The sequence below is a fragment of the Candidatus Pedobacter colombiensis genome (assembly GCA_029202485.1).
GTDB lineage: Bacteria > Bacteroidota > Bacteroidia > Sphingobacteriales > Sphingobacteriaceae > Pedobacter > Pedobacter colombiensis.
The window spans coordinates 3751462-3765587 of the sequence record CP119313.1 but is presented as its reverse complement, the minus strand read 5'-3'; the positions used below and the strand labels follow the sequence as shown (position 1 = coordinate 3765587).

Here is a 14126-nt window from a genome sequence, read left to right as displayed (position 1 = left end):
ATCAATGTTTTTATGAAAAAGCATAAAATACCTGGTCCAGGTTCTAAAGAGTATGATATTGAGAATCCTCAGAATTTGAATATCCCCACCTACCATAGCAGTACTGACTATCGGAGTAGTAAAGAGTTGCCATCTGTGGAAAATCTGGATAATGAGTCAATTAGTGAGGCTGAAGATGCTGAAGATTTAGAAGTTACCAAAACTAATCTGGGTAATAAAAGGATGAAGACAAAAAAGTAGAAGAAGTTTAAAAAATAAAAAGATGAAATATACATTAACAGGTTCCTTAGGGAATATAAGTAAACCATTGGCTCAGGCATTAATCGATGCAGGACACCAGGTAACCATCATCAGCAGCAATGCTGATAAGGCAAAAGCTATTGAGGCGCTAGGAGCCACAGCTGCTATCGGTTCGATCACTGACGTAGCTTTTTTAACAAAGGCATTTGCGGGAGCAGATGCTATTTATACTATGGTTCCACCAAATTTCGGAGCAGGTGACTACAGAGCATATATTTCGGGTATAGGTCGTAATTATGTTGCCGCTATCCAGGCCGCGGGAATTTCGAAAGTAGTAAACTTAAGTAGTATAGGTGCACATTTATCGGACGGTACCGGGCCCATAAAAGGATTGCATGATGTAGAACAGCTTTTTAATAGTCTTGAAAATGTATCTGTAAAACACTTACGTCCGGCATATTTTTATGTCAATTTTTATGGCAATATTGATATGATTAAACACGCTGGAATACTTGGGGGTAATTATGGTGAATCTACTTCATTAATTATGGCTCATCCTGAAGATATCGCAGCGGTTGCTGCCGAAGAAATACAGAAACCGTTTAATGGACAAAGCATTCGTTATATTGCCAGTGATATACGCACTGCTGGAGAAGTTGCAAGCGTATTAGGAGCTGCTGTCGGTAAGCCTGAACTGAAATGGGTGGAGTTTACCGATGAACAAGCTTTGGATGGAATGATTCAGAGCGGATTACCGAAAGAGATAGCCAAAAATTTTGTGGAAATGGGTACTGCTGTCAGAAGCGGAAAATTGAGGGAAGATTATGATATAAACCCACCCATACTTTCAAAAAGAAAATTAGAAGATTTCGCTAAAGAATTTGCAGCTCATTTTGAGGGTTAAGCTATAAATGATATTCCCCTCCCCAAAAAGAATAGGGAGGGAATACTTTGCTGCTGAATCTTATATGATTTCAGGTATTGCGAGATTAGTCATAGGCGATAAGGGGCATTATTGAAGTGATGCTAATCCCAAAAAAACAATCATCAACACAATTTTTTGGCACATACCCACAAGAAGAGATCATCCCATTGTTTTTCGTCTCCAGAGAAACGTCTGCATCCTTCCTTTTTAATAGCCATTCGGTCTTGGCTTTGTTATAGATTTCATCCAAAGTGAATGTGGAATAGCCATTTGGATGGGTGTTGAGGCTATTTACATCTTCAGTCCATTCCTCATGTACAACAATCTGGTTAGATGGTCGTTCCACAGTTTTAGCGATATAAACACGCTCCACTACTTTACCATCTTTTACAGTAATCGTGGTTTCACTGCTGAAACCAGTCCATGATGAGGTATATACCTTGTAACGGTACGAATTGTTAGATGATGCTTTGAAAGCAAGCCAGGCTTTATAGCTCTTATCAAAGCCATTCTCATAAGCGATGTCGCTTTTTTTGCAGGAAGTAACAATGCTTGCAATTAGCAGCATGATAAATAAGTAGTAGTTTCGGTTCATATTAGATTGTTTTTTACTAAAACGAGTAAAAGACAAATTATGCTACAATTTATTTTCTTATTTAATCAGTTAAGTTAGTGTCTATTGAATGCTGATGTTGTATTTTAAGGCTACTTTTAAATAAGGATAGGTTCTGGTTACCCTTTCATTACTTTTATAGTTCTCTTTTAAAATAAAATACCCAGGCTCCGTACAAAAAGAAAGGTCATCAATAAACTTAAATCTAAGCTCGCTTGAAAGACTTTGTAGGAAAAAGCTGGATGTATATCCATTCCATGTGTGAAACAAACCGTTGTTGTAGGTCAGCCCATAAAAGAAAATATTCTTGATATTAATTTCCGCATTGGCATTCAAGCCAACACCCGAACAAAAATCGTAGCTTCTACCATCAAATAAATATTTTTCGGGGATGGCCGCTAACAATACCGGGCCAATACCTATTGATGTATTAATTTTCGTTTTACTTTTTAATCCAAATTCTGAAAACAAATTGGCTTTAAAACTTTGCCCGCTGTAAGAAAACGCTTGATTTAAGATGTAGTCGTAATTGGCGGTTAGTACTGCAATGTGCCTGGAGTTTTCGGTCTTGCTAACCGGCCATCCTTTGATGGAGCCAAAAACATTTATTGCATTTACAAAAGTACTATCGTCTTTTCCAACTTCGACATTAACTGTAATGGTGCTAAAAGGGATTTTATAATTCTCAAAAGGACTGCCGTATAGTAATTTTACACGGGCATATCCTCTAAAGTTACTCTTGTGGTCATTCAAGTTAAATTTTCTAAGGCCTGCATCAATCTCTAAATCTATTTTTGAGGAATCTACGTCCATTGGGTTGGGAATTTTCCCCCACTTTCCGTCTAATATTCTGTTAAATCCATTGGCCGGATTAATCAACAAGGCCATGGTTTCGTTCACATGCCTTCTAAAGCCTCTTCTACGGTTATTAATCAGTTTTCCGGATAGTCTGTGAACTATTTCGCCAATGATAACGCCTCCGAAACTTGTATTTAAGAAGTCGTTTTTTGATGGAGCTTGATTTTCTCCGGCTGTTTCCCAAATGTAACTACCAGCAATTGTTGCTGGAATAGATTGCCAAAAGCTATAGCCATTAGATCTGAAAGAGTTAAAAAATATACTGCCATGACTGGGGTGGGCCAGTTGGTTTGTGGTAAATGAATCATTATCCCATGCCCAGCTGCTGAGCTTTAAATTTTCGCTTATCCCTTTGATGTTGATTCTTGCGAAGTCAGCATTAACCACATACCTGTCGAATGACCATGGTATTACTTCTGTAAGAGAGAAAAGTATAGCGGCGCGACCAAATCTTTTTTTAACGGGGTTCTCTGTTATTGGCGCTCTGGTAACGGTATCTCTATGATAATGTTGATTATAAAATGAAATTTGGGCGTATATAGGGGTTGAAATACAGAGCACAAGAGAGAGTAGTATGGTTCTGAAATCGAGATTCACTATCATGATACTGTGTTTACTGCCCTGTAAGTCAAAGTTGCATCTTATGGCGTTTAACAAACAGCATTAAACCAATAAGCGTAGCAAAAGTGTAACACCAGAGTAGGTGGGATTGTTTCTCATTTTTGACACTTATTAGCAAGTTTCGGATTTTTTGTGTTGATAAGTCTTTCCATATTTGTAGTGTGAAAATAAAGGACATGGAAACACAAGATCATCTTAATTATAAGCGCATTGCAAAAGCAATAGATTTTATAAAAGAAAATTTTAAAGCACAGCCAACGCTTGAAGAAATTGCTGAAAAAGTGCATTTAAGCCCCTTTCATTTTCAAAGGCTATTTACAGATTGGGCAGGTACCAGTCCCAAAAAGTTCTTGCAATATATTAGTGTGGCACATGCTAAAAAGATGCTGGCAGAAAATCAATCTACACTTTTTGATACTGCTTACGAAACTGGGCTTTCAGGAACCAGTAGACTGCATGATTTATTTGTGAATATTGAGGGTATGACCCCTGCGGAATATAAAAATGGTGGCAAGGACCTTATTATAAACTACAGTTTTGCCGAAAGTCCATTTGGCGGTCTCATTGTTGCTTCTACAAGCAAGGGTGTATGTTATATGGCTTTCAATGAAGATGAGTATCAGGCGCTGGAAGACTTAAAAGGAAAATTCCCTAATGCTTCATTTACGCGGAAATTAGATCTGATACAGCAGAATGCGTTGTTTATTTTTCAAAATGACTGGAATAAGCTACCGGAAATAAAATTGCATTTAAAAGGGACAGATTTTCAGTTAAAAGTTTGGGAAGCGCTGGTGAAAATCCCAATGGGACAGCTTTCTACTTATGGTGCAATTGCGAGACAAATAGATAAACCTAATGCATCAAGAGCAGTTGGGACGGCCATTGGCAGTAATCCGGTAGCGTTTTTAATCCCTTGTCACCGCGTAATTCAATCTACAGGATTATTTGGTGGGTACATGTGGGGAAATACCAGAAAGACAGCCATAATAGGTTGGGAGGCGTGTCATCTGTTACCATAAAATATTTTATTTCTGTATCTGTATTAGTTTGCCAAAGCTACATAGATTTGTATAAAACAAATAATGAGATGATGGAGATTGTAAAAAGTACGGATCAGGATATAGATGTTATATTTGAACTTTACGATGCCGCTACTGCTCATCAGAAGGCCGTGGCACCAATGCACTGGTTGGGATTTGAAAGAGTTATGGTAGCGCAGACCATTAAAGATGGTTTTCAGTGGCAGATTGTTGTTGACAGGGAAATCGCCTGCGTATTTACATTGGCTTTAAATGATCCTTTAATTTGGGAGGAAAAAGATAAAGACCCTGCTGTATACATCCATCGCATTGCTACCAATCCTAAATTCAGGGGGATGCATTTTGTGAAGCATATTGTAGACTGGGTTAAAGCATACGCCATAGAGCAGCATAAATCCTATATCAGAATGGACACAGGAGCAGGGAATGATAAACTGAATAATTATTATGTGAGCTGTGGTTTTTCTTACTTAGGCGTAACTAGATTAGCCAATACCGAGGGGCTTCCGTTGCACTACAAGAAAGGAAGATTCAGCTTGTTTGAAATTAAGTTGAACTAACTATATTTTTAATTTTCTTCTTCCAGGTAGATTTCGTGCACTAAAAATTTCACCTGTTTTAAAGGTTCTAAAAGCTCTGTTATGTCTTCTGAATCGATATGGTAAATGGTTTCTCCAGCATCTGGGATTTCGGAGTTGGGGATCAACTCAAAGAATTTAACAGGCAGATCGGTAACCAACTCAACAAGCTTGATATAGTCTACGCCATTGTCTTTCCAATCTTTAAGGATTTGCTCGTTAAATTGAACATAAGGATTTTTGTTTTCATCTTCCATGGGGTATAGCGATTAGCATTATGAATTGAAAAGTTCAATGATATTTTTGTAAGACAGGTCTGTGTAATTGTCGATGTATAAATTACAAGGGGGTAACTCTTCTTTAGTGTGAGAGCTAAGTACACCAACAACGCGCATTCCGGCGTTTAATGCTGCGGTGATGCCTGAAAAAGAATCTTCAAATACAAGGCATTGCTCTGGTTTTACACCCAGGTTTGCGGCCGATTTCAAGTATACTTCCGGATCAGGTTTATGTTTTTTTACATCTTCGCTAGCCAGGATCGAACCCAGTTTTTTGTGGATATCAATTTTACTTAGAATCAATTCCAGATTGGCATATGGAGCTGAGGTAGCTACACCTAGTTTTACCCCATTTTGATTTAAATCCGAAATAAATTCAACAATTCCAGAGATAGGTTCAATATAAGGTTCATAAATTTTACGGAACAATCCCTCTTTTTCCTGTTCCAATTCCAGCAGTTCGGCTCCAGTAACAGGACGTTTAAAAAAGTGACTTAAGATATAACTATTGCTTTTGCCAAACATGTGTTCTGCAAATTCTTCGTCAGTAGGAGCTAAGTTCCTTGCCGCGAAAAATTCACGAAAGGCAAGAGAGTGATATGGGTTGGTATGGCATATTACGCCATCCATGTCAAAAATAACTGCAATCTCATTGTTCATTACGCAAATTTAGGATGTTTTTTTGGCTTATATGTTATTTCTATTTGATATTAAACTTTCAGTAATTATTGAAAATTTAATATATTTGTGTATATTTGTTCATGGAATTGACAGCAGCAAAACAAAAATTCATAGAGGCATGGGGCAAGCTGGGCTCAGAATGGGGGATTAACCGTACCATGGCCCAGGTTCATGCGCTACTCCTGGTGTCGCCGGAAGCGTTGACAACAGAAGAGATCATGAAAGACCTAAGTATTTCGAGAGGAAATGCAAATATGACTTTAAGAGATTTGATAGGTTGGGGATTAGTAGAGAAACAGCATAAAGCCGGTGAGCGGAAGGAGTATTTTTATGCGGATAAGGATACCTGGAATATAGCTCGGCAGGTAGTAAAAGAACGTAGAAAGAGGGAACTAGACCCTGTTTTGAAAATCCTGGATGAGCTGTCGAATGTACAGGGAGATACAAAAGATCCCGAATTTAAAACCTTCAATAGAACAGTTACGGATATCAATAACCTTGCTAAAAATGTGGATAAAACATTGGATACCATGCTTAAAGCAGAAGAAAACTGGTTTTGGGGGGCAATTTTTAAAATGTTTAAATAGCGAATGATATGAAAACGCTGAAAAACCACCTGATCCTGTTTGATGAAGAATGTCCGATGTGCAGTATATATACGAATGCATTTGTGAGTATAGGCCTTTTAGAGAAGGAAGGACGGGCTGCTTATCAGGAATTACCTGCTCAGGCATGTCCAATGGTAGATCGGCAGCGGGCTGTAAACGAAATGGCTTTGGTGAATCAGGAAACAGGAGAGGTGACTTATGGCATCGAAAGTCTATTTAAAATTTTTGCAATCATTATGCCTTTCTTCGGACCTCTTTTTAGATTTAAACCTTTCATTTGGTTAATGGGCAGTGTATATGCATTTATCGCTTATAACAGGAGGATAATTGTGCCGCCGACTAAAGGAGAAAGGTTTCAATTTCAGCCAACATTTAAACTACATTATCGTATTGCCTATTTGATTTTTACCTGGTTGGTAACAGCATATATCCTTTCTGTTTATAGTGGTTTAATGTCGGGCTTGTTGCCTAAAGGTCATGCTTACAGGGAGTATTTCGTTTGCGGAGGACAAATTTTATTTCAAGGATTGATCATCACATTTGTCAGTAGAGATAAAATCTGGGGATACCTGGGCAATATGATGACGATCTCCTTTGCAGGGGCATTGTTGTTGTTACCGGCAATGCTGTCATCAGTATGGTTAACGCTTAGTCCATATTTTTATCTTGCCTGGTTTATGGCGGTTGCAAGTCTGATGTTGTTGGAACACATCAGAAGAAGCAGGCTTTTACAAATCGGCTGGACGCTGACGATCACCTGGGTTTTATATCGTATTGCAGTACTTTTCATCATAATTTAAACACTTAATCATGAAATATAATAAGATCATTTTGGCTGGGGGAAACGGCTATCTTGGAGGTGTTTTGGCTCAATATTACCAAAATCTTGCTGAAGAAATTATTATTCTGAGCCGTAAACCAGCACCTGCTGATGGAAATATCAAAACGATAGTTTGGAATGGAGTTGATGAAGGTGAATGGGAAGGTACTTTAGAAGGTGCAGTGCTTTTGGTCAATCTATGTGGTAAAAATGTAAATTGTAGGTATACAGAGAAGAATAGAAATGAGATTGTAGCTTCAAGGATCAATCCAACAAAAGCTTTGGGAAGGGCTATCAATAAAATGAAAAGTCCTCCAGAACTTTGGATAAATATCACTTCTGCTACTATTTATCGCCATGCAGAGGACCATGCTCAGGATGAAGAAATGGGTGAAATTGGATATGGATTTTCTATAGATGTTTGTCGTCAATGGGAGCAAACTTTCTTCGAAACAAATACTCCAAATACGAGGAAAATTACTTTGCGGATGGGAATTGTATTTGGCAGGAGCGATGGCGCTTTCCCTCGTTTACTCAATCTTGTCAAATTCGGTCTTGGAGGAAGGCAAGGAGATGGCAACCAATATGTATCATGGATTCATGAGCAGGATGTTGCAAAATGTACGGAATGGTTGATGCAGCATAAAGACCTTAATGGTGTTGTCAATTGTACGAGTCCGGAAGCAGTGAAAAATGCAAAATTGATGAAAATAATACGTACTGCCTATGGTATCCCATTTGGCTTACCATCTCCGACATGGTTATTAGAACTAGGGGCTATATTTATTGGGACAGAAACTGAATTAATTTTAAAAAGCAGATGGGTTGCACCAAAACATCTTGCGGACTCCGGTTATCCATTTATTTTTCAGAAGGCGGAACATGCAATTAAAGACATTTTAAGCATTCGCATCTAGGTCAAAATTTGAACGTATTAACGCATATTTAATCATTTCTTAATTCATTAAAACTGAACAATATTATGAATTTGAACTTTTACAAAACCAATTTATTTAAGGGATTTGCTGCATCAAACATTGTCGCAATGCTGATTGTAGGAATCAGTAAATACGCTAATTTTAAGGAGAGCGGGACACTGATATTTTCAGTGTTTGTGATTGTACCTTTATTGATGGGAATTATTAGTTCATGGTTCTGGATAAAAGACAATTTAAAGAGTAAAGCGCTTACTGGTTATTCCGTTTTGAATGGTGTAGTAGCCATCTTGTTAAGTTATGTCTTTTTAAAAGAGGGAGTCATTTGTTTACTTATCGTATCTCCGCTTATTTTCGGCTTTATTATAACCGGGGTATTTATCGGACAACGCATGTTCAGAAAAAATAATCAAACATTAAATGTGAGTGTGTTCTCGTTGCTCTTTGCGGTTTTTGTGTCTGATTCTCTATCCAATCATGATTATGTGAATCTGGTGGCTGACGAGATAGTTGTAAATGCTACGCCCGAGGAAATTTGGAAAAATGTAGTCGCATTTGATAAAATAGAAAAGAAAGAGAACTATTGGTTGTTTCAAATAGGTATGCCTAGTCCTATGCAAACCACAGTTGAGGGGTATTATGAAGGAGCAGGTCGCAAATGCATATTTAGTAATGGCTATACTTTCGATGAAAAGATTGTAACCTATAAACCTAATGAGAATCTTACTTTTGATATTGTAAAACAGCCACTAGACCCTGAAATTATGGGACATATCGATATTCTTCGTGGACAGTTTTTGTTAAAGGACAATGGAAATGGAACAACCACTTTGGTGGGTAATAGTTGGTATAGGCTGCATGTTTTCCCGGTATGGTATTATGATATCTGGGCCAAAAGCATTACTAGAAATGTGCATTTGAGAGTCATGGAACACATTAAAATGTTAAGTGAAAAATAAGGGACTGTTCTCATTTGTTGTTAGGTACTTGGGCTTTTTAAAGTCAATACCTTTATTTCCACATGTATTTGATAGCTTGTTGAAGCTTTGGGTATTTATGACCAGATCTTACCTGTTAGATTGGTTCGATGAAATAGAGTATGAAGTGTTAAGTTGGGAGGGAACTAGTGTAAGCATGCATAAGTATGGGGGGCTGCAGTTTAATTGCAGGGGCAAAGAAATTGGACACTTACATGGTAATGGATTACTTGATGTTTTATTCACCAGAGAGATTAAGCAGCAATTATTAGATAAGGGTAGGATACAACCGCATCATGTTTTTGAAAAATCTGGATGGATAAGTTTTTACATCGTGAATTATTATGATAAAGCTTATGCTGAAGAATTATTAATGATCGCTTATCAGAGAATTACTCGTACCTCAGTGCTTCAATAGGATCAAGTCTACTGGCTTTTTGTGCCGGGTAGTATCCAAAAAATATACCGGTAATACCACACACCAAAAAGGAAATAACGATAGAAGCCTGAGAAATTAATATTGGCCAGTGTAAAAAATAAGCAATTAAATAGGCTGAAGTTACTCCCAGTAAAACGCCGAGTACCCCGCCTGTGATACTGATTAAAACAGCCTCGATCAAAAATTGCATTAATATATCTTTGCCGCGTGCACCAATAGACATCCTTAAACCTATCTCCCGCGTTCTCTCAGTAACTGAAACATACATTATATTCATAATCCCTATACCACCAATCAATAAGGAAATCCCTGCGATTGCGGTTAATAAAACAGTAAGCATACTACTCGTCGCAGTAATAGTGGCAATCAACTGTGCCTGAGTACGGACTTGAAAATCATTATCCTGCGATGGTAATAACTTATGACTTTCTCTTATCGCATTGGTTATTTCATTCGTAGCAGCATCACTGGCCTCTTCAGAAACGGCAGAAGCATAAATCGCTTGTAAGTAGTTAGTTGCAGTAATTCTATTTTGTACTGTAGTGTAGGGGGCAAGAATAATATCATCCTGATCTTGTCCGAAATTACTTTGTCCCTTTGGCACTAATGTACCAATCACCTGAAAAGGAATGCTTTTGAAACGTATGATCTGACCAATCGGATTACTTCCATCAGGGAAAAGATTATCTATTACGGTTTTACCCAACAGGCAAACCTTTGCCGATTTTTTGATGTCGTTGTTGGAAAACATAATTCCATCCAAAAGCTCGAGCTGTCTGATGTGCATATAATCCAGGCCAATACCCGTAATGTTGGTTGGCCAGTTGTTCCCCGCTTTAATGGCTTGACCGCTGCTGGAAATTACGGGTGAAAGGCCATTTATGTTATCGGATTGAAGCCTTTTTATGGCATCAATATCTTGCAGTTTTAAAGTCTGAATACTGGTTCCTGCTAGCCTTACACTTCCAGGAGTATTACTTTGAGGCAGCACAGTAATCATGTTAGATCCCATACCTGACAAAGAAGCTTTGATGCTTTGTTTAGAACCCTGTCCAATAGCCATCATGGCAATCACAGCAGCCACGCCGATAATAACCCCTAACATGGTTAAGAAGGCACGTAGTTTGTTTCTTTTTAATGCCCGAAAAGCGATCTTTAATAGATTTAAAATGCTCATCTTATCAGTTTAATAGTCGTCAGATTCTGGAAACGTAGCCAGGGCTTCTTTAGCAGAACGGGGATTTTTATTGATGTTATCTTTTAGCAATTTACCATCCTTGAGCATAATTGTTCGACTGCTAAAGGCTGCAATATCGGGTTCGTGTGTCACAAAAACAATGGTTTTTCCTTGTGAATTGAGTTCCTGCATTAAGGCCATAATCTCATAGGCTGTTCTGGTATCCAGGTTTCCGGTAGCCTCATCAGCAAGGATCATGACCGGTTCATTAACCAGTGCCCTGGCAATGGCTACCCGCTGTTGCTGTCCCCCTGACAATTGGTTAGGTGTATGATCAAACCGATCACTCAGTTTTACAGCATCAAGTGCTTTGATGGCCCTTTCTTTACGCTCTTCGGCAGTCATATCCTTATTGTAAAAGAGTGGTAGTTCCACATTCTCTAACGCATTTGTTCTGGGTAATAAATTATAGGCTTGAAATACAAAACCAATTTTTTTATTTCTCAGCCCCGCCAGTTCATCACTATTTAAAGTCTTAATATCAATTCCATCTAAAAAATAACTTCCTTCGGTTGGCTTATCCAGACAGCCTAAAATATTTAAGAGTGTTGTTTTACCGGATCCACTGCTACCCATAATGGTCACAAATTCGCCGGAGGTGATTTCAAATGACAGCCCTTTTAATGCTTTAACGGTCATCTCACCCATAACGAACTCTCGTTTCAATTCATGTAATTCCAGTATCTTATTTGCCATTATCGTGGTTTATTATTACTGCTGCCAGGACGTTTTGGCATAAATGGACTCGAAGCTGCTGCACTTGCGGCGGCGGCCCTACCTACTATCCGACTGCCAACAACTACGATGTCATTTTTCGTAATGCCGCCCAAAACTTCTACCTGAGTATTATTATTGATGCCTACTTCTATTTTCTTTTGCTCCAGTTTATAATCACCGGTTTTGATCCATACATAACCTTCAACCGGGGACGTTGGCTTTCTGGCCTTATTGATCCAGACCAGTTGATATTTTTTTAATGTGGTATCGGGCATAAACTTAAGCGCTTTTGCTGGCACCAATAATGCATTGTTCACTTCTTTTGCCAATATGGTTATGTTGGCCGTCATTCCCGGTTTTAACTTTTGATCACTATTGTCTGTTTTAATGATGGTTGTATAGGTAACCACATTGGAGGTGATGCTGGGTCTCAACCGGATTTCCTGTATGCTCCCTTTAAATGTGTCATCTAAAAAAGCATCAACAGTAAAGGTTGCACGTTCTCCAATTTTAAGGTCTCCCACATCAGCCTCATCAACGGCAGCTTCTACTTGCATTTTTGTTAAATCTTTAGCAATAGTATATAATGTTGGTGTATTAAAGCTTGCTGCAACTGTTTGCCCCTCACTTATGCTTCTGGACAGTACCGTTCCATCAATCGGAGAATAGATACTGGCCAGAGCGAGATTCTTTAGAGCCGCGTCTAATTGTGCTTTGGTACTATTTGCATTTTCAACCGCGGAGTTATAGTTATACAAAGCAGTGTCATAATCAACCTTGCTAATGGCACCTACTTTGTAGAGCTCACTTTGTCTGTAGAAATTCGCCTTTTGAAGCACAACTAAACTTTGTGCACTGGCTAGAGTACCTTTGTACTGATCTACAGCGGCTTGAAATAAAGTTTTGTCGAGCTCTGTTAGCAGTTGTCCCTTTTTAACCTTAGAGTTGAAATCTGCATAAATATGTGAAATTGTACCAGATACCTGCGAACCTACTGTTACTGTATCCACAGGTTCAATCCTTCCGGTAGCAGTTACATTTTCCGAAATATAACCCATTTTAGGGTTTTCTGTTTCCAGTTCAACCACCTGTTCCTTTTCTCGGATGTCGAAGTACCAGAAGGCAAAGCCAAGTACAAGTATGCCTAAAATGATAAATATGATTTTCTTCGTTTTCATTTTTGTTTGTTTATTCAGTAATAGGAACGCCTGTGTAAAAATCGTAAATTTTGGTATTTAAGTTGGCCGTGTATTTTGCTTGTATAAAGGCTTGTAGTGCCTGGATATACAAATTCTTTTGCTGCAGGTATTCAACGATATTGTCAACACCTAGTTTAAGTTGTGCGGCAGCAACCCTTAAAGCTTCACCGGTATAAATAAATTGCTCTTTTGCTGCATCATATTGACTGTTGGCATTCTGAACATTCAGGTATGCAGTTTCTACTGCCTGGGTTAACGTTGTTTTGGTATTTAGTAAGGATAATCTGGCTTGTAGGATTTCAATATTGGCTTTGGCTACATTGGTTTGGGTTACTTTCCTGTCGAAAATGGGAATAGTTAAGGTTAATCCAAGAGCCTGATTAAAACTATTATTCAGTTGGTTTGGATATGAACCAAAACTGGTGCTGCTATAACCCGTAGATAAGGATCCTCCTAAGCTTAAAAATGGTCTGATCGTTGCTTTAGCCTTTTCCATCTCATTGATCTCTAGTTGTATGTTTAGCATTCCACTTTTAATTTCAGGTCTGATTTGCAGTGCTTTGTCCTGTGCAGCATTAAGATCCATTAAGGTCTCTGTATTTTTTACTGTGTCTGTTATTGCAACTTCAAATGGAATTTTGGTAGGTAGTTGCAATAATTGCTTTAGAGTAAGTATATTTTGCTGGAGCTGATTTTGTGCAGTTACCAGCGTATAGTTGTCGCTTGCCATAGCTGCTTGTAGCTGAAGAAGCGCGTTCTTTGCAATTGTACCAATTTTATATTCTTGCTCACCTTGAGTAACCTGCGCTTTACTTGTTTTAAGTAAATCATTCAAATAAGTAATGTTCTCTCTGGTTAGTAAAATGTTTAAATAGGCTTGCGTAATCTGTATGGTCGCATCATTTTCAGCTGAAGCAATGGCAAGGTTGGCAATCTGCTGACTAAAGTTCTTCGATTTGATGTCATTATTAAGATAGCCCCCATTGTAAAGAGTAATTGCTGAATTAAGTCCATATCCACTTGAACTTTGCGTACCTGAATTATAATGCGCAGCATTCTGCGTTACGCTACCTGTTAAATTGGGGTATTTAGCAGCTTTGGAAGCGATCAAATCTTGTGCTGCAGATTTTGAACTGAGCTTTAAACTGTTGATAGTGTAGTTGTTTTTTTTTGCGTAAGCTATACACTCATTTAGGTTCCATACTTTTGGTAGATCATTATATAATGAGTCTTGTGCAAATAGATTTTGTGCATTGAAAATTGCTACAAAAATGAAAAGCAGCACGTTAATTTTTAATCGCGACATATTGGGTGTTTAGGTCCTGAATAATTAACCAAATCGAAGTTAAATTGTTTGCTA

The 14126-nt window shown here is 38.2% G+C and carries 17 protein-coding genes; 9 read left to right on the top strand and 8 right to left on the bottom strand.

Translation table 11 applies throughout. The features are described from left to right. Positions 1-12: 12 nt before the first annotated feature. On the top strand, positions 13-240 hold the full coding sequence (locus P0Y49_15790) for a hypothetical protein (GenBank protein WEK18253.1): 228 nt from the start codon (positions 13-15) through the stop codon (positions 238-240). 22 nt (positions 241-262) lie between these two features. Next, positions 263-1144 carry an NAD(P)H-binding protein gene (locus P0Y49_15785; GenBank protein WEK18252.1) on the top strand — a complete coding sequence of 294 codons (882 nt, stop codon included), beginning with the start codon at positions 263-265 and terminating at the stop codon, positions 1142-1144. 85 nt (positions 1145-1229) lie between these two features. On the opposite strand, the gene P0Y49_15780 is transcribed toward P0Y49_15785, so the two are convergent. Beyond that, a complete protein-coding gene (locus tag P0Y49_15780) occupies positions 1230-1760 on the bottom strand; it encodes a hypothetical protein (protein WEK18251.1) in 531 nt (176 codons plus the stop codon). Between the two features lie 81 nt (positions 1761-1841). After that, entirely contained in the window at positions 1842-3239 is a 1398-nt protein-coding gene (locus P0Y49_15775) for a DUF3943 domain-containing protein (protein ID WEK18250.1), read from the bottom strand. 194 nt (positions 3240-3433) lie between these two features. Here P0Y49_15775 and P0Y49_15770 point away from each other — a divergent pair, with 194 nt between their 5' ends. Together P0Y49_15770 and P0Y49_15765 are read left to right on the top strand one after the other, a co-directional pair. After that, positions 3434-4276, top strand: coding sequence for a methylated-DNA--[protein]-cysteine S-methyltransferase (locus P0Y49_15770; protein ID WEK18249.1), 843 nt, complete (start codon positions 3434-3436; stop codon positions 4274-4276). 68 nt (positions 4277-4344) lie between these two features. Continuing rightward, positions 4345-4857 (top strand): GNAT family N-acetyltransferase, encoded by a 513-nt coding sequence (locus tag P0Y49_15765; GenBank protein WEK18248.1) that lies wholly within the window; start codon positions 4345-4347, stop codon positions 4855-4857. Positions 4858-4865: 8 nt separating this feature from the next. Here P0Y49_15765 and P0Y49_15760 read toward each other — a convergent pair whose 3' ends face one another. Continuing rightward, positions 4866-5132, bottom strand: a complete 267-nt coding sequence (locus P0Y49_15760) for a hypothetical protein (protein WEK18247.1) — start codon at positions 5130-5132, stop codon at positions 4866-4868. Between the two features lie 18 nt (positions 5133-5150). Further along, positions 5151-5813, bottom strand: coding sequence for an HAD family phosphatase (locus tag P0Y49_15755; protein WEK18246.1), 663 nt, complete (start codon positions 5811-5813; stop codon positions 5151-5153). Positions 5814-5914: 101 nt separating this feature from the next. On the opposite strand from P0Y49_15755, the gene P0Y49_15750 reads away from it, so the two are divergent. The 5 genes from P0Y49_15750 (at position 5915) to P0Y49_15730 (ending at position 9592) form a co-directional block, all read left to right on the top strand. Further along, entirely contained in the window at positions 5915-6421 is a 507-nt protein-coding gene (locus tag P0Y49_15750; GenBank protein ID WEK18245.1) for a helix-turn-helix domain-containing protein, read from the top strand. Between the two features lie 8 nt (positions 6422-6429). Further along, entirely contained in the window at positions 6430-7242 is an 813-nt protein-coding gene (locus P0Y49_15745) for a DUF393 domain-containing protein (GenBank protein WEK18244.1), read from the top strand. Between the two features lie 10 nt (positions 7243-7252). Beyond that, positions 7253-8179 (top strand): TIGR01777 family oxidoreductase, encoded by a 927-nt coding sequence (locus P0Y49_15740; protein ID WEK18243.1) that lies wholly within the window; start codon positions 7253-7255, stop codon positions 8177-8179. Between the two features lie 65 nt (positions 8180-8244). Next, entirely contained in the window at positions 8245-9156 is a 912-nt protein-coding gene (locus P0Y49_15735) for a hypothetical protein (protein WEK18242.1), read from the top strand. Further along, the gene (locus P0Y49_15730) at positions 9146-9592 is read left to right on the top strand and encodes a DUF5519 family protein (GenBank protein WEK18241.1); all 447 of its coding nucleotides are present in this window, start codon (positions 9146-9148) and stop codon (positions 9590-9592) included. The genes P0Y49_15735 and P0Y49_15730 overlap by 11 nt, the downstream gene beginning before the upstream one ends. Here the strand turns inward: P0Y49_15730 and P0Y49_15725 are convergent. Genes P0Y49_15725 through P0Y49_15710 form a run of 4 tightly spaced genes read right to left on the bottom strand, consistent with a single transcriptional unit; the run spans position 9567 to position 14072 of the window. Beyond that, positions 9567-10790 (bottom strand): ABC transporter permease, encoded by a 1224-nt coding sequence (locus P0Y49_15725; GenBank protein WEK18240.1) that lies wholly within the window; start codon positions 10788-10790, stop codon positions 9567-9569. The two genes, P0Y49_15730 and P0Y49_15725, sit on opposite strands and share 26 nt — an antisense overlap. A gap of 9 nt (positions 10791-10799) precedes the next feature. Further along, the gene (locus P0Y49_15720; GenBank protein ID WEK18239.1) at positions 10800-11546 is read right to left on the bottom strand and encodes an ABC transporter ATP-binding protein; all 747 of its coding nucleotides are present in this window, start codon (positions 11544-11546) and stop codon (positions 10800-10802) included. Further along, positions 11546-12745 (bottom strand): efflux RND transporter periplasmic adaptor subunit, encoded by a 1200-nt coding sequence (locus P0Y49_15715; protein ID WEK18238.1) that lies wholly within the window; start codon positions 12743-12745, stop codon positions 11546-11548. The genes P0Y49_15720 and P0Y49_15715 overlap by 1 nt, the downstream gene beginning before the upstream one ends. Before the next feature lie 10 nt (positions 12746-12755). Next, on the bottom strand, positions 12756-14072 hold the full coding sequence (locus P0Y49_15710; GenBank protein WEK18237.1) for a TolC family protein: 1317 nt from the start codon (positions 14070-14072) through the stop codon (positions 12756-12758). Between the last annotated feature and the right edge of the window lie 54 nt (positions 14073-14126).